Raw genomic sequence first — 15,940 nt, 5'->3', positions numbered from 1 at the left:
CAAAGGCGGGGCTAGAGGACTCTGCGGTAGTAGGAAATCTTGGTCTGGATGTAGCGCTGGCGCGCGGCAAGATTTTCGATCTGCGCCTGGACCTGCTGGTCGTGCTCCTCCAGCAGCTTGATCCGGTCGGGAATGGTGTGGTCTCCGGCGCGTACGAACTCGGCGAAGCGCAGCATCGTGGCGATGGGCATGCCGGTGTCGCGCAGGCACCGCAGCGTGCCGAGCCAGCCGATGTCCTCCTCGGTGAACCTGCGCTGCCCGGCCGCGTTCCTGCTCACGGGCTCCAGGAGGCCGATCTTCTCGTAATAACGCAAGGTGTCGAGGCTGAAGCCGGTCTCCTCGACGGCTTCCGCCGGTGTGTACACGGTCGTCACACCCCCAGCATTCCACCTGGAGCGTGCTCCAGGTCAACCGGTTGACATGGAGCGCGCTCCAGGTCCGAAAGTCGGGGCCATGAACATCGCACTCGGCACGATTCCCTTCGGCACCAGCGTCGACCTGCACGACAGCTTCGCCATCCTGGACCGGTTCCACGAGGCGGGCGGCACCATGCTCGACACCGCCAACAACTACCCGTTCTGGATCGAAGGCCGCACAGGAGACGAGAGCGAGCAGGCCATCGGCGCCTGGCTGAAGGCCCGCGGCAACCGGGACGAGATCTTCATCAGCACGAAGTCCGGCGCCCGGCCCACCGTACCCGGCGACACCACCCTGGCATCCGCCGAGGGCCTGTCGGCGCCCATGATCGCCAGGGCCGCCGAAGGCAGCCTGCGGCGGCTCGGGACGGACTACATCGACCTGTACTGGTCGCACATCGAGGATCGGTCAGTGCCGCTGGAGGAGACCCTGGGGGCGTACGACGAGCTGGCCCGGCAGGGCAAGGTCCGCGGCATCGGGGCGAGCAACATCGCGGCCTGGCGGCTGGAGCGGGCCAGGAACGTCTCGGCGGCGCGCGGGTGGATGCCTTACACGTACGTGCAGCTGCGGCACACGTACCTGCGGCCGCGGCCCCTGACCAGGCTCGCGGAGGCCGGGCACACGCTGGTGACGGACGAGATGCTGGACTACCTGGCCGCGGAGCCGGACATGACGCTGTGGGCGTACAACACGCTGATGTTCGGCGCCTACACGCGTCCCGACCGCCCGATCGCCGAGATCTACGACCACCCGGGCACCACCGGCCGCCTGGCCGTCCTCCAGGAGGCCGCCAAGGAGCTGGGCGCCACCCCGAACCAGGTGGTCCTGGCCTGGCTGATGTCCGACGGCATCGTCCCGATCGTCGGCGTCTCGACGATGGCGCAGCTGGAGGAGGCCATCGGCGCGGCGGACCTGAAGCTCGACCCGGAACTCCGCGCCCGCCTGGACGCCCCCTGCTGACCCCGCCACACCCGAACGCGCACCATCCGCGCGGCCACAGAGGGGTCAGGGGAGGTGGTCGGCGAGGTAGCGGCGGACGAGTTGCTTGCACTCGGCGATCAGCGCCGCGTCGCCTCGGGGGTCGGCGCGGAAGGCCAGCTTGAGCACCGCGTCCGTAGCCTCGACGGCCACCACCAGGGCCCGGTCCAGCCCCGGCCCCGCGGGCGCGTTCAGCAGCTCCAGCGTGAGGGAGCGCAGCCGGTCGGCCACGATCGCGTTGTTGTCCTTGTCCCCGTCGAGCGCCCGCTGGGTCCCCGGGAGCGCGGGCCCACCGGGCGCGGTCAGCACCTCGCCGAAGTCCATCACCGCGAACCCCGGCGTGGTGCGCTTCATGTTCACGAACTCGTCGATGGCCAGATCGACGAGGTCGGTCCAGTGCGCGAGGTCGGCCGTGGCGAGGCGCTCGGTGATCCGTTCGAGGAACGCGTCCAGGTTGCGCAGCGCCAGCGCCCGCACCAGCCCTTGCTTGTCGTGGAAGAACTGGTAGAAAGTGCCGATCGGCACTTCGGCCCGGCGCGCGACCTCCTTGGTGGTCAGCGCCTCATATCCGACCTCGTCGAGCAGCAACGCACACTCGTCGAGCATCCGCTCCACCCGTGCCACGCTGCGACGTTGGGCGGGACGGCGGCGCAAGATACTCGTCATCCCCCCATCCTGGCGTATTACCAGCTGGTAAAGGGAGTCACTTGGGACACAGTTAACATGAGCCATACTCGCATCACAGCAAGGAGCCTGCGATGTTCCTATGGGGTACGGCCACCGCCGCCTACCAGATCGAAGGCGCCGTCGCGGAGGACGGCAGGGGCGCTTCCATCTGGGATACGTTCGCCCACGAGCCCGGCCGCATCAGGGACGGCCACACCGGCGACGTGGCGTGCGACCACTATCACCGCTGGCCTGAGGACGTCGCCCTCATGTCCGGCCTCGGCGTGAACGCCTACCGGTTCTCGATCGCCTGGCCCCGCGTCCAGCCACTGGGCACGGGCCAGGTGAACGCCAAGGGCCTCGACTTCTACGAACGGCTCGTGGACGCCCTGCTGGAGGCCGGCATCCAGCCGGTGCCGACGCTGTTCCACTGGGACCTGCCGCAAGCACTCCAGGACGGCACTGGACGGATGGGGGGCGGGTGGATGAATCGCGAAATATCCGAAATTTTCGCCGAGTACGCCACCGCCGTCGCCACCCGCCTCGCCGACCGCGTCCCTCTCTGGATCACACTGAACGAGCCGTTCGTCCACATGGCCTTCGGCTACGCCATGGGGATCCACGCTCCCGGCCAGGCCCTCCTCACCGACGCCCTCCGGGCCGCCCACCACCAGCTCCTGGCCCACGGCCTCGCCGTGCAGGCCCTGAGAGCCGCGGGCGCCGCCCAGGTGGCGATCACGAACAACTGCACCCCCGTCTGGCCGGCCTCCCAGCGGGAGCCGGACCTCAGGGCCGCCGAGGCGTACGACATCCTGCACAACCGCCTGTTCAACGACCCCATACTCCTCGGGAAATATCCTGACCTGTCCGCCTACACTCCGACCCTCGACTTCGTCCGCGACGGAGACCTCGACGTCATCGCCACCCCCGTGGACGCCCTGGGCATCAACTACTACAACCCCACCCGCATCGCCGCTCCGACCTCCGACGGGCTCCCCTTCACGGACGCGGGCGTCACCGGCTACCCCACGACGGCGTTCGGCTGGCCGGTCGTCCCCGACGGCCTGCGCGAGCTCCTCACCGGGCTCAAGTCCAGGTACGGCGCCGCGCTCCCGCCGATCCTCATCACGGAGAACGGCTGCTCCACCGACGACACCGCCACGCTCGACGACCAGCCCCGCATCGCGTTCCTGGAGGGCCACATCGCGGCCATGCGGCAGGCCATGGCCGAGGGCGTGGACGTACGCGGTTACTTCGTCTGGTCGCTGCTGGACAACTTCGAGTGGGCGGAGGGCTATCATCAGCGCTTCGGCCTGGTCCACGTGGACTTCGAGACCCTGCGCCGCACCCCGAAGGCGTCCTACGCCTGGCTGAGGAGCTTCCTGGAGGATCAGAAGACCGACACGTGAACGTGGTCGTAGTGGTTGGCCGTGACCCCACCGCGGTCCGACATCGGGTCCCAGCCTCCGCCTGACCGCATGTCGTAGTAGCGCTGCTTCCAGATGATGTACATCACGCCGAGCCTGGAGCCGTTCTTGATGAGCCAGTCGGCCAGCGCGTCCCCGTTGGCACCATCGGCCCCGGCGGCCATGGTGCCGCCGGGCGACATCATGAAGTCGCAGGCCCGGCCCTTGCCGTGCTCGCCGGGGTCCCCGGGGCGCAGGCAGCCGACGCCGTACTTCATGGGGAAGTTCTGCATGATCGCCGCGCGCACCTGGATCATGCGCGCGGTCAGGCCGTCGGCGCCGCCGGGCTGCTGGAAGCCGTACTTGTCGAGCAGGCGCTGGATCTCCTTGCGCTTGCTCAACAGGGTCTTGATCTCCCGCTTCATCTTCTGGATCTTGTCGTTGGCCTCGACCTTGGCGTTCTTGGAGTCCTCGATCAGCTTCTGGATGCTCTTGACGCGCTGGGTCCGCTCGTTGGCCATGTAGGCCATGTTGGCCGCCTGGCCCAGGACCTGATACGGCTCGGCCTGCATGCCGAACATCCGCATGGTGTCGACCGGGCCCAGGATGTAGGCGGTCTGGGCGATGCGGCCCACGTCGGCCTGGGCGTCCGCCAGCTTGGCCTGAAGGTCGCTGGAGGTGTCCGTCGCCTTCTCGGCCTGGACCCTGATCTCTTCGAGGCTCTGGATCTGACCGCGGTAGAGCTCGTTGAGCCGGGTCGCCTGCTTGGTGAGTTTGCGCAGCTCGGCGGGGCTGGGATCGGCTGCGGCCGGCTCGGGGGCGGGGAGCGCGAGCAGCCCGGCGAGAACGGCGAAAAGAATAGCGATCCGCCAGATTCTCACACCCGTCCCTCCCGTCATAGACGGAGCGAAACTATAGAAGATGATCTTGATTCCTGTCATCCGAACGACGGAACTGCTGCACCTTTGATGGGGTTTGGCGAATTTTGTCCGATTCAAGGGCCGCCGCGCGGCGCGCTGCCACACCGCTCTTGCGCGTCCGGACAGAACATGGTTCTGTCACCTTGAGGCGTACCCTTAGCAAGCAAGCATTCGTTCGGTCGGGTCGGTTGGTTCGCAATACAGGAGGAGGCTCACGCCATGCGGCAGCACGACACGCTCTTCATCGGGGGCGAATGGGTGGCCCCGGCGGGGACGGCAACGATCGACGTCATCTCGCCGCACAGCGAGGAGGTCGTCGGCCGGGTGCCCGAAGGCACGGCCGAGGACATGGAGCGCGCGGTCGCGGCCGCCCGAGAGGCGTTCGACCACGGGCCCTGGCCCCGGATGACGTTCGCCGAGCGGGCCGAGGTGGTCGGCAGGCTGGCCGCGATCTACAACGAGCGGCAGGGCGAGATGGCGGCGCTCATCACGGAGGAGATGGGCTCGCCGATCACGTTCTCCAACATGGCCCAGGCGCCGCAGCCGCTCGGCATGCTGCAGTACTACGCCGAGCTCGGCAAGACGTACGAGCAGGAGGAGCAGCGGCCCGGCCTGTTCGGCCCGGTCACGGTGCGGCGCGAGCCCGTGGGCGTGGTGGCGGCCGTGGTGCCGTGGAACGTCCCGCAGTTCGTCACGATGACGAAGCTGGCGCCCGCACTGCTGGCCGGGTGCACGGTCGTGCTCAAGCCGGCGCCGGAGACGCCGCTGGACGCGTACCTGCTGGCCGAGTGGGTGGCCGAGGCGGGCGTGCCCGCGGGCGTGTTCAACGTCGTGGCCGCAGGGCGCGAGGTCGGCGAGCACCTGATCTCGCACGCCGGCGTGGACAAAGTGGCCTTCACCGGTTCGACGGCCGCCGGCCGGCGCATCGCGGCCATCTGCGGCGAGCAGCTCAAGCGGGTCAGCCTCGAGCTGGGCGGCAAGTCCGCGGCGATCATCCTGGACGACGCCGACCTGGCCGCCAGCATGGGCTTCCTGTCGATAGCCTCCCTCATGAACAACGGACAGGCGTGCGTGGCGCAGACCCGCATCCTGGCCTCCCGCAACCGCTACGACGAGGTCGTCGAGGCCGTCGCGAACATGGTCGGCTCCCAGCCCGTCGGCGACCCGGCCGACCCGGCGACCGGCGTCGGCCCGCTCGTGGCCAAGCGGCAGCAGCACCGGGTCGAGGGCTACATCAAGATCGGTATGGACGAGGGCGCCAAGGTCGTGACCGGCGGCCTGAACCGGCCGTACGACCGCGGCTGGTACGTCTCCCCCACCGTCTTCGCCGGCGTCACCAACGACATGCGTATCGCGCGCGAGGAGATCTTCGGCCCGGTCCTGGCCGTGATCCCGTACGAGGACGAGGCGGACGCCGTCAGGATCGCCAACGACAGCGACTACGGCCTTGCCGGCACGGTGTGGACGGCCGACACCGAGCGCGGCATGGAGGTGGCCCGCCAGGTGCGCACCGGCACATACGGCGTCAACTGCTTCATGCTGGAGACGAACGCGCCCTTCGGCGGCTACAAGGCCAGCGGCGTCGGCCGCGAGCTGGGTCCCGAGGGCCTGCAGGCCTACCTGGAGTACAAGTCGATCGCCCGGCTGGGCTGAGCCCTGCTCATGGCCTCACTCCGTGAGGCAGGCTCGGTCGCCTTCCCCCGCTCTGGTCGCTGCGCTCCCGCCGCTCCTCCAGGCGACGGCACTCCCTCGCCCTGCGCGGGGCCCCGCGGTGTGGCGCGGGGCCCGCGTGCAGGAATCGTCACCCAGCGCGCCCCCGCGACGCTGGGCGACCGCCTGACGACTGAAGTATGTCCCACGTCCACCGCATCGACGGTTTCCTTCCCCAGGGACTTTCTCCCGGCGGTTTCCTTCCTTCCGCCCTAGGTAGACGCGTTTCACTCACGAAAAGTTCGATGAGATCCATTTGCCGATACGGCGGATGAGATCGGGCGTCGCGGCGGACTCCGCGTGGCCGTATCCGGGCTCGATCCAGAGCTCCTTGGGCTCGCGCGCGCCGGCGTACAGCTGATGCGCGTGGTCCAGCGGGAAGAACGTGTCGGCGTCCCCGTGGACGATCAGCAGCGGCACCGGCGAGACGAGCGCGGCGGCCTCGTGGGGCGGCAGCGGGATCGGGTCCCACCGGCCGCGGGCGATCCTGGTGCGCTTGGCCACCCTCGCCGCCCAGCGCCCGAACGGTTGCTCGATGGCCCAGTGGACCTGGCGCATCGGCTTGGTGCCCCGGTAGTACCAGCGGGCCGGGCCGCTCACCGCCGCCACCGCGTCCACCCCGCCGCGCATCCCCGCGTGCCGTACGGCCACCGCCGCGCCCATGGAGAACCCCACGACCGCGACCTTCCGGTAGCCCGCCACGCGGGCATGCCTGACGGCGGCCTCCACGTCGAGGATCTCCAGGTCGCCGACCGTCGTCTCGCCGCCGGAGCGGCCGTGGCCGCGGAAGTCGAACGCGACCACGCCGCCGTACCCGCTCAGCACGTGCACGATGCGGCGCGCCGCACGCTCCCGCCACGAGCCGGTGAAGCCGTGCGCCATCACGATCCCGATGTCCGTGCCTGCGGAGGGGGTGTGGGCGGCGTCGATGCGGACCCCGTCTTCGGTCCTGAGCATGACGGGGAAATGGGGCGCGAAAGGCATGAATACGAGCTTAAGCTCGCTCGGCTGCCCATGCCCTCCAGCTCCTCCAGGTGACGCTCGCCGGACGCGGCCGGCTCGGTGACGATCAGTTCGGGATCACGATGCGGGCCGGCTCGACCAGCCACACGCCACCGGGGAACGACGGCGCCACTCGCGCCGCCACGCGCAGCGACAGGCGGGTCTTGCCGATGCCGCCCACCCCGCTGAGCGTGATCACCCGCTCATCGTCCACCGGGATCACTTTCCGTCAATGCCCCGCGACTGTGCGGATGCGGATGCGGGGGCGCTGAGGTCCGCGACGCTGATGACGATCCTCACGCGGGACTCCTCCGCCGCCTCCAGCGCCCGCGGGCCATCGGAGATCATCACGCGGGCGCCGCTGGCCCGGATGTGTTCCCTGAGCGCGTCCGCGTCGAGATCGGCGGGCACCGGCCAGGCCACGCCACCCGCGGCGATCACCGCGTCGGCAGCCACCAGCAGATCAGGGCCGACGGGCAGGCAGATGAGCACAGTGTCGCCCGACCGCACCCCACGGCTGCGCAACTGGACGATCGCGATGGCTGACCTCTCGTCCAGCTGCTCCTCGGTGAGCTTCAGGCCCGTGCCCGAGTCCACGATGACAATGCGCTCATCCATGCGGACTACGGTATGGAGGGCGTCTCGTGCGTACATGGGGCGGAATATGCAGATCCCTATGCAGAAGAGCCCGAGGGGCGCTCGGCCGCCCATACCGCGATCTGCGCGCGAGAGGTGTAGCCGAGCTTCTCCATGATGTTGGCGATGTGCCGCGCCACCGTGGCCGGGCTGATGACCAGTTCCTCCGCGATGGCCCGGTTCGACAGGCCGCGGGTGAGCAGGTGGGCGATCTCCAGCTCACGGGCGGTCAGCAGCGAGCGTCTGACGGGCTCGGCGGCCGCGGCCGGCTCCGGCGCCGGCCGCTCGCCCTCCAGCACGTGGCGGGCCGCGTCATCGGGGCTCGTCGCCCGGCCCCGGGACCAGAGCGACGCGGTGCGGCCGTCGCCCAGCTTGGCGCGGGCCCGGCCGAGCAGCGCCTCGATCCTGATCGTGGCCGAGTGCTGGCCGATCGACTCGCGCAGCGTGGCCGCCGCCGCGGCGGCCAGCACGGCGGCCTCCAGGTCACGTTCGTACTCGGCCAGGACCGACAGCCCCACCAGGCAGCGGGCCACGCCCTGGCGCTGGCCGGTCTCCCTGCTCAGCGCGAGGCTCGCGGCCAGCCGCTCCCTGGCCGTGCCGAACTCGTGCAGCATCGCCGCGACCCGGCCGATCCTGGCCAGGCAGCGGGCCAGGTCGGCGTCATTGCCGAGCTCGCGCAGCCACGGGACGGTCATCTCGTACTGCCTCTTGGCGGTCACCAGGTCGCCGCGGGCCTCGGCCACCGCGCCGAGCTGGGCCGCGGTCCTGGCCATGATCCAGCGGTGACTGTGCTCGCGGGCCCGCGCCAGCGCCTCCTCGCCGTGCCGCTGCGCCTCGCGCAGCCGGCCGCGGGTCAGCGCCACCGCCGACAGCCCGGCCAGCCCCGCCGCCTGGTTCCACGCGTCACCGGAGCGGGTGGCGATGGCCAGTCCCTCCTCCGCGTGGTGCACGGCCTCGTCCGGGCGGCCCATGCGCAGCAGCACCACGACGATGAGGCTGTGCATGACGCAGCGCGCGAACGTGTTGGCCGGCGACATGCCCGCCAGGCTCTCCCGCGCCACCTCCAGCGAGCGGCCCAGCTCGTCCCGCGCCTCCAGACCGTAGGCCAGGAACGCCTTGGCGTGCGCGATCTGCTCGCCGGTCACCCCGGACAGGTCGAGCGCGAGCAGCCGCTCGATCCAGCCGACGATCTCCGCCGGGTTGCCGCCGACGGGCAGCAGCCCCGTACTGGTGGTGCAGAGCCGCAGCGCCGGTGACGCGTTGCCGGACTCGGCGGCCCAGTCGAGCGCCACCCGCTGGTCGTCGAGCAGGCTCTTGCCGGCGGTCAGGGCCCGCAGCCGCGCCGGCCACGGCACGCCGGGCTCGACCATCTCGGTCGCGAAGTGGCGCTCCTGCAGCTCGCAGAGCACGCTGAGGTGCCGCTCGCGCAGAACCTCGCGCTCCCCGGCCTGCTCCAGACGCCCGACCGCGTACCGCTTGATCGTTTCCAGCAACCGGTAGCGCGTGCGGCCCTCGTCGCACAGCACGAGCGACTTGTCGACCAGGCCGCCCAGCAGGTCCACGATCTCCGCCCGCGAGATGGGCGGCTCGGCGCACACCTGCTCGGCCAGGTCCAGGTCGAAGCCGCCGGCGAACACCGACAGCCGGCGCAGCAGCACCTGCTCCTTGGCCGACAGCAGGTCGTAGCTCCACTCGACGGCCGCCAGCAGCGTGCGCTGGCGGGCGGGGGCGGTGCGGCCGCCCGTGGTCAGCAGCGAGAAACGATCGTCGATGCGGTCGGCGATCTGCCCGGGGCTGAGCAGGCTCGTACGTGCCGCCGCCAGCTCCAGCGCCAGCGGCAGCCCGTCGAGCGCCCGGCACAGACGTATGACGTCGGGCAGGCTGCCGGGGCCCAGACGGGTGCCCGCGGCCGCCGCGCGGTCAAGGAACAGCTGCACGGACTCGGCGTCGGCGCTCTCTGTGTTCGGCAGGTCCAGCGGCGGCACCCGCCAGATCAGCTCGCTGGCGATGCGCAGCGGCTCCCTGCTGGTGACCAGGACGCTCAGCCGCGGACAGGCGGCCACCAGCCCGGCCGTCACCTCCGCGCACCGGTCGACCAGGTGCTCGCAGTTGTCGAGCAGCAGCAGGCAGCGCAGGTCGCGCAGCCTGGCCGTCACGGTGTCGAGCAGCGGCCGGTTGGACTCCTCGCCCACCCGCAGCACGCGGGCGAGCTCCGGCACGACCAGCTCCGCCCGGCCGAGCCTGGCCAGCTCCACCAGCCAGATCCCGTCGGGGTAGGCCGGCACCAGCCCCGCGGCCACCCTCAGCGCCAGCCGGGTCTTCCCGATGCCGCCGACCCCGCACAGGGTCACGACGCGCGTCCGGCCGAACAATCCGCGCAGATCGTCGAGATCACGCTCGCGACCCACGAACCGGTTGGGCTCTGCTGGAAGGTTGTGCCGGGGCGGCTCTGGCATGTGGTCACCCTGCGTCGCGGATGGATCACACTCTCCCACAGTGTCGCACTTTTCCGAGGCCCTTCAGAGCCCGAGCGAGCTCACGACCGCCCTTTCGTCCACGACGCGCAGCATCGGATCGCCGAGCAGCCGTCTGGCCAGGTCATAGGGCGCCACGACCATGGTGGCCCGGCGCTCCTGGGCCAGCACGCGGCAGCCGATCAGGCTGGGCCCGTGGGCGACCACGACGTGGGCGCCGGACATCATCGCCAGATCCATCACCCGCAGGCCCCTGAACGGCTCGCTGACCGCGCTGAGCACGACGTCGTCCTTGCCGATCACCAGGCGCGCGGCCAGCCTGCGCAGGTCGCCGGCCAGCTCGATGTGGTCGAACACGCGCCGGCCGTCGAGCGTGATGGCGGGCCCGGCCAGCGGGCCGAACTCGACGGCGTCGTTCGCCAGCAGCTCGCCGAACGGCCTGGCCCCCGGCACCGGCTGGAACGAGAAGACGTGGTCGGCCTGCGCGACGGCCGGGTCGTAGGGACGGTGGGTGATCATCATGCGGGCCCGGCCCGCGGACCCGAGCATCGCGATCCCGCCGGCCCAGGCCACGGAGTGGACCGCGACGGGCAGCGCCGCGCCCAGCGGGACGTCGACGATCACGTGGTCGCCCTGCCGCAGGCCCTGGCGGCGCAGGCCCGCGGCGGCGCGGGTGACCCGGCGCACGAACGCGGAGTATGACAGCACCTCGCCGGATCTGACGTCGCTCACCGCCGGCTGGTCGCCCTTCGTCGGTGCCGAGGCCATAACCAGCTCTGTCCACGTCATGCCGACAATCTAGGGACCGGGCCCGTGATTGCCATGCGCACAATTGTGCAACCCGCTATGTAGGTGCGGACCTCGTCCCCGCAACCGACCGCGGCCGTCCGGGGGCGTTCGGCGCGCCTACGCTTGATCCACGCGGGACCACTCCCTCGAGCGCATCCTCGACGCCGCCGACGCGGTGCTGCTGGAGCGGGGCCTGCGCCGCTGCCGGCGCCCGCCGTCACCTGTTGCCGCTCTTGCCATGAGAGGGGATCAACTAGACTTAAGAGGTCGCGACTTCGCGCGGCCGCCCCCACGACACAGAGCGAGACGTCATCATGCCTTTGAACAGCCGCGACGACCTGCGGAACATCGCGATCATCGCGCACGTCGACCATGGCAAGACCACGCTGGTCGACGCCATGCTGTGGCAGTCCGGGGCGTTCCGCGCCAACCAGGACGTCGACGACCGCGTCATGGACTCCAACGACCTTGAGCGCGAGAAGGGCATCACCATTCTCGCGAAGAACACCGCGGTCAAGCACGGCGGCATGACCCTCAACATCATCGACACGCCCGGCCACGCCGACTTCGGCGGCGAGGTCGAGCGCGGCCTGTCGATGGTGGACGGCGTCGTGCTGCTGGTGGACGCTTCCGAGGGCCCGTTGCCGCAGACCCGCTTCGTGCTGCGCAAGGCGTTCGCCGCGAAGATGCCGGTCATCCTCTGCATCAACAAGGTCGACCGTCCCGACGCCCGCATCAAGGAGGTCGTCGACGAGGTCTACGAGCTGTTCATGGACCTCGACGCGACCGAGGAGCAGATCGACTTCCCGATCGTCTACGCCTCGGCGAAGGCCGGCCGGGCCTCGATGAACCGCCCGGAGGACGGCGGCATGCCGGACTCGGAGGATCTCGAGCCGCTGTTCGACATCATCAAGTCGACCATCCCGGCCCCGACGTACGACCCGAACGCGCCGCTGCAGGCCCACGTGACCAACCTCGACGCCTCCTCCTACCTCGGCCGCATCGCGCTGTGCCGGATCCACCAGGGCGTCATGCGCAAGGGCCAGCAGGTCGCCTGGTGCCGCACCGACGGCACCATCCAGCGCGTCAAGATCACCGAGCTGCTGATGACCGACGCCCTGGAGCGCAAGCCGGCCGAGGAGGCGGGCCCGGGCGACATCATCGCCATCGCCGGCATCCCCGAGATCATGATCGGCGAAACGCTGGCCGACCCCGACGACCCGCGCCCGCTGCCGCTGATCACCGTGGACGAGCCGGCCATCTCGATGACGATCGGCACCAACACCTCGCCGCTGGTCGGCAGGGTCAAGGGCGCCAAGGTCACCGCCCGCATGGTCAAGGACCGCCTCGAGAAGGAGCTCGTCGGCAACGTGTCGCTGCGCGTGCTGCCGACCGAGCGGCCCGACACCTGGGAGGTGCAGGGCCGCGGCGAGCTGGCGCTGGCCATCCTGGTCGAGCAGATGCGCCGCGAGGGCTACGAGCTGACCGTCGGCAAGCCGCAGGTGGTCACCAAGACCATCGACGGCAAGGTGCACGAGCCGGTCGAGCGCCTGACGGTCGACTGCCCGGAGGAATACCTCGGCGCGGTCACGCAGCTGCTGGCGGTGCGCAAGGGCCGCATGGAGCACATGACCAACCACGGCACCGGCTGGATCCGGATGGAGTTCGTGGTGCCGGCGCGCGGCTTGATCGGCTTCCGCACCGAGTTCCTGACCGAGACGCGCGGCACTGGCCTGGTGCACCACGTGTTCGACTCGTACGAGCCGTGGTTCGGCGAGCTGCGCACCCGTGCGAGCGGCTCGCTGGTGGCCGACCGCACCGGTCCCGTGACCGCGTTCGCCATGCTCAACCTGCAGGAGCGCGGCACGCTGTTCGTCTCGCCGACGACCGAGGTCTACGAAGGCATGATCATCGGCGAGAACTCCCGGTCCGACGACATGGACGTGAACATCACCAAGGAGAAGAAGCTCACCAACATGCGCTCCTCCACCTCCGAGGAAACGGAGAAGGTGATCCCGCCGCGCGTGCTGTCGCTGGAGCAGGCGCTCGAATTCATCCGCGAGGACGAGTGCGTGGAGGTCACCCCGGACGCCGTACGCATCCGCAAGGTCGTGCTCGACGCAGCCACCCGCGGCCGCGCCGCAGCCCGGGCCAAGCGCGCCTGAACGTTTTCCTTTTCGCCGGGCGAAGCGCTGCTTTCGGGTAAGTGCGGCGAGTAAGTGGCCGCCTCCAGCCACGTGCGATGAACGGACGCTCCCGTGTCATGCCGTAAAGAAAAGTTGTTATGGGAGCAGCTGTAATCACACCGTTACCGCACAACATAGAACATTTGCGCATGCCGGAGAATCATCCAAATTGTGGGAAAGCTCCGGATGGCAATCGCGTTCGGGCTGGCGCTGGTGTCGTTGGGGGCGATCGTTTGGTGCACCGTTGCCGCCAGACCGGTAGCGGGGCCTGCGGTCCCTAAGAGCACGGCGGCACGCAACCCGTGGGTGGCGGCCGCCGATCGCGCCGACCCCCTCGTGAAGTGGGCCCGCAGGGCCACCACCGAGGTCCTGCTCACCCGGGCGGACGGGGACGACCTGGAGCCCGTGCCCGAAGGGCGGCTGGATCCACGGCAGCGCCAGATCAAGGTGACCGTCATCCACCGGCTGCAGATGGACCGCAAGGACCCGCTCATCGAGGTGTTACGCCAGGGCAACGGGTTCCCCGGCGCGCTCCAGCAGGTCACGGACACCGCGTTCGGCGCGGTCAAGGTGAACGGCCCGGGCCTGGCGCCCACGACGCGCCAGGCGCCGATCCTCACCTCCGACGCCGAGCGCACCACGGCCGCCTTCAGGGTGACGCTGCTGCGGCAACTGGAGGAAAAGAAGCTGCTCGAGCTCGACTTCAACACCCCCAACGCGCGCCCCTTGATCGTCACCACGCGGTCGATCACCGTGCTGCCCGGCGAGTGGACCGTCCTGCGGCAGGAGGGCATCAGGCCGGAGCGGGAGCTGGAGGAGCGGCTGGACTTCACCATCGGGGCCTATCCGGTGAAGATGACGCTGGCGCCGGACTCCTACGGGTTCCCGGACGTGGTCGTGGCGGAGGACTTCTCGTGGGCGACCGCGCTCGGCGTGCTCACCGCGGCCGCGCTGGTCTTCTTCCTGCTGCGCTCGCTCGGCCGCGGCTGGTGGGAGCGGCTGCCCAACAGGGAGCTGGTCGTCGGACTCGCGCTGGCCGCGCCCACGCTGCTGATCCCGCTGTTCGCCAAGGACTGGTCGGCCGTCGCGTACGTGGTCCTCTTCGTCGCCGTGCCCGCGCTCGCGCTCCGGCACGCCGGGCGGGTGCTGCCCACCAGCCCGCCATGGAACACGCGCGACCTGCTGATCGTGACCGGGCTCGGCGTGGTGGTCGGGCTCGGCATGCTCAGCTGGTCCTGGCTGCATGGTCAGCTGTCCGGCCAGGCCCTGCTCACCGGCGGCGTGGTGGCGGCGCTGGCGGCCGCCGGGTCGGCGATCGCGTTCAGCGTGGACCTCGGGGTCAGGCCGGTCGTCGTCCGGCTGGCCGTGCTGTCGGCCGAGGCCGCGATCGGGCTGCTGGCGCTGGCGCTGTGGCTGCGGGCGCTGCTGAACGGCGTGTACCCGCCCGACAGCACCCGGCTCGTGCTGGCGCTGGGCTGGGCCATGATCCCGATCGCCGCCGTCGCGGTGGCCACCAAGCAGTGGAGCCGCGGCGCGGTCGTGGGCGCCGTGCTCGTCGGCCTGCTGGTGCAGGGGTGGCCGACCGAGTGGCTGGACGCCGGGTCGTGGAGCCTGGCCGTGCCGCAGCCGGTGCCCGCGATCGGCAGCCTGCCGCTCGACCCGATGGTGCGCGGCGTGCTCGGGCTGCTCCTGCTGGGGTTCCTGATGCTGGTGCTGCGGCTGCGGCGGCTCGGCGGGCAACTGGCGGCGGTGGACAACCCGGTCGCCGAGTACACGATGATCGCCGTACTCATGGTGCTGTACATCACACCCAGCGGCAGCACGACGCTGGCCGACATCGACGTGCCGCTGCCGCTGCTGGCGATCACCTCGATCGTCGCGTGGGCGACCGCCCGCTGGCTGCTCACCCGGCCGCACCTGCCGATCGTCGAACCCGCCACGCGGGAGGAGCACCGGGAGCTGATCAGAGCGGCCATCCACAAGCGCCTGCTGCTGATCGCCGAGCAGGAGCTGTACCGCGTCGGGCGGGGCAGGATCGGCTCGGGCGAGATGTCGATGACCGACTTCGACGAGCGACGCGACGCGCTGGAGACGGCGTTGCGGCAGCACGGGCGGCATCCGGAGACCGCGTTCGCCACGGCCGCGGCCTGCACGCCGTGGCACAACGGCGTTCACGCCTTCACCGTCAGCCTGCTGCTGAGCCTGCCCTTCACCCTCGTGTTCGGCCTGCCGGAAGGGGTTGACCCGACCACCTTCGTCTTCGACGGCCGCTACCTGATCACGCTGCCCGCCTTCGGGTTCCTGTTCGGCTACTTCTACCCGCGCGTCCGCGGCACCCAGCCGATGACCAAGGCCCTGCATCTCGCCGCCGCCGCGCTGCTGACCGAGCTGTCTGGCTATCTGTCGACGTTGGTGGAGCCGGACATCGGGGCTCTGGACAAGGCACAGGTGGTGGGGATCGTGGTGGGGCAGGTCATGCTGGTGTGCGTCGGGCTGGGGCTGTTCTGGGAGTGGCGCATCATGCATCTGGCCGACGAGCCCTGGGCGCGGGTACGCAACCTGCGCAGCGTACGCAGCCTCGCGGCGCCGACCCTTGCCCTGGTGCTGGCGGCCGGGACCACGGCGGCGACGTCGGCGGCCGGCCAGACGGTCGACCGCATACTCAAGGGCGACCAGGTGACCACGACCGCCCCCCGCTGACCCCGGCCACCACCGCACGAGACTGCGCCTCCGCGCCGGGGACGCCGGCGTGGTGG

The 15,940-nt window shown here is 70.4% G+C and carries 13 protein-coding genes; 5 read left to right on the top strand and 8 right to left on the bottom strand.

The genetic code is table 11. The features are described 5' to 3' along the window. Positions 1-11: 11 nt before the first annotated feature. Positions 12-374: a MerR family transcriptional regulator gene (locus ACIBX3_RS30995; protein ID WP_397123092.1), complete on the bottom strand. Its 363-nt coding sequence runs from the start codon at positions 372-374 to the stop codon at positions 12-14. A 79-nt stretch (positions 375-453) separates the two neighbouring features. Here ACIBX3_RS30995 and ACIBX3_RS30990 point away from each other — a divergent pair, with 79 nt between their 5' ends. Continuing rightward, complete coding sequence (locus tag ACIBX3_RS30990; RefSeq protein ID WP_397123090.1) at positions 454-1,377, top strand: aldo/keto reductase; 924 nt, start codon at positions 454-456, stop codon at positions 1,375-1,377. A gap of 45 nt (positions 1,378-1,422) precedes the next feature. Here ACIBX3_RS30990 and ACIBX3_RS30985 read toward each other — a convergent pair whose 3' ends face one another. After that, positions 1,423-2,061, bottom strand: a complete 639-nt coding sequence (locus tag ACIBX3_RS30985; protein WP_397123088.1) for a TetR family transcriptional regulator — start codon at positions 2,059-2,061, stop codon at positions 1,423-1,425. A gap of 92 nt (positions 2,062-2,153) precedes the next feature. On the opposite strand from ACIBX3_RS30985, the gene ACIBX3_RS30980 reads away from it, so the two are divergent. Then, on the top strand, positions 2,154-3,470 hold the full coding sequence (locus ACIBX3_RS30980) for a GH1 family beta-glucosidase (RefSeq protein ID WP_397123086.1): 1,317 nt from the start codon (positions 2,154-2,156) through the stop codon (positions 3,468-3,470). Here ACIBX3_RS30980 and ACIBX3_RS30975 read toward each other — a convergent pair. Next, the gene (locus tag ACIBX3_RS30975) at positions 3,452-4,348 is read right to left on the bottom strand and encodes a coiled-coil domain-containing protein (protein ID WP_397123084.1); all 897 of its coding nucleotides are present in this window, start codon (positions 4,346-4,348) and stop codon (positions 3,452-3,454) included. The two genes, ACIBX3_RS30980 and ACIBX3_RS30975, sit on opposite strands and share 19 nt — an antisense overlap. Before the next feature lie 258 nt (positions 4,349-4,606). Between ACIBX3_RS30975 and ACIBX3_RS30970 the strand changes: the two genes are divergently transcribed. Beyond that, on the top strand, positions 4,607-6,040 hold the full coding sequence (locus tag ACIBX3_RS30970; RefSeq protein ID WP_397123082.1) for an aldehyde dehydrogenase: 1,434 nt from the start codon (positions 4,607-4,609) through the stop codon (positions 6,038-6,040). Positions 6,041-6,328: 288 nt separating this feature from the next. Here ACIBX3_RS30970 and ACIBX3_RS30965 read toward each other — a convergent pair whose 3' ends face one another. From ACIBX3_RS30965 to ACIBX3_RS30945, 5 genes are all read right to left on the bottom strand, one after another. Continuing rightward, complete coding sequence (locus tag ACIBX3_RS30965; RefSeq protein ID WP_397123080.1) at positions 6,329-7,081, bottom strand: alpha/beta hydrolase; 753 nt, start codon at positions 7,079-7,081, stop codon at positions 6,329-6,331. An 85-nt stretch (positions 7,082-7,166) separates the two neighbouring features. Further along, on the bottom strand, positions 7,167-7,313 hold the full coding sequence (locus ACIBX3_RS30960) for a hypothetical protein (RefSeq protein ID WP_397123079.1): 147 nt from the start codon (positions 7,311-7,313) through the stop codon (positions 7,167-7,169). A 5-nt stretch (positions 7,314-7,318) separates the two neighbouring features. Then, positions 7,319-7,717: an AMP-binding protein gene (locus ACIBX3_RS30955; RefSeq protein ID WP_397123077.1), complete on the bottom strand. Its 399-nt coding sequence runs from the start codon at positions 7,715-7,717 to the stop codon at positions 7,319-7,321. A gap of 56 nt (positions 7,718-7,773) precedes the next feature. Then, on the bottom strand, positions 7,774-10,191 hold the full coding sequence (locus ACIBX3_RS30950) for a LuxR C-terminal-related transcriptional regulator (protein WP_397123075.1): 2,418 nt from the start codon (positions 10,189-10,191) through the stop codon (positions 7,774-7,776). A 63-nt stretch (positions 10,192-10,254) separates the two neighbouring features. Beyond that, entirely contained in the window at positions 10,255-10,998 is a 744-nt protein-coding gene (locus tag ACIBX3_RS30945) for an AMP-binding protein (protein WP_397123073.1), read from the bottom strand. 314 nt (positions 10,999-11,312) lie between these two features. On the opposite strand from ACIBX3_RS30945, the gene typA reads away from it, so the two are divergent. Both typA and ACIBX3_RS30935 read left to right on the top strand, forming a co-directional pair. Continuing rightward, a complete protein-coding gene (typA, locus tag ACIBX3_RS30940; RefSeq protein ID WP_397123071.1) occupies positions 11,313-13,163 on the top strand; it encodes a translational GTPase TypA in 1,851 nt (616 codons plus the stop codon). A 207-nt stretch (positions 13,164-13,370) separates the two neighbouring features. Then, complete coding sequence (locus ACIBX3_RS30935; RefSeq protein ID WP_397123070.1) at positions 13,371-15,884, top strand: hypothetical protein; 2,514 nt, start codon at positions 13,371-13,373, stop codon at positions 15,882-15,884. Positions 15,885-15,940 lie beyond the last annotated feature (56 nt).

This window comes from Nonomuraea sp. NPDC049480 (genome assembly GCF_044465905.1).
In the GTDB taxonomy this organism is placed as follows: Bacteria; Actinomycetota; Actinomycetes; order Streptosporangiales; family Streptosporangiaceae; genus Nonomuraea.
Note: the sequence above shows the minus strand (reverse complement) of the source record. Positions and strands in the feature narration are given on the sequence as shown.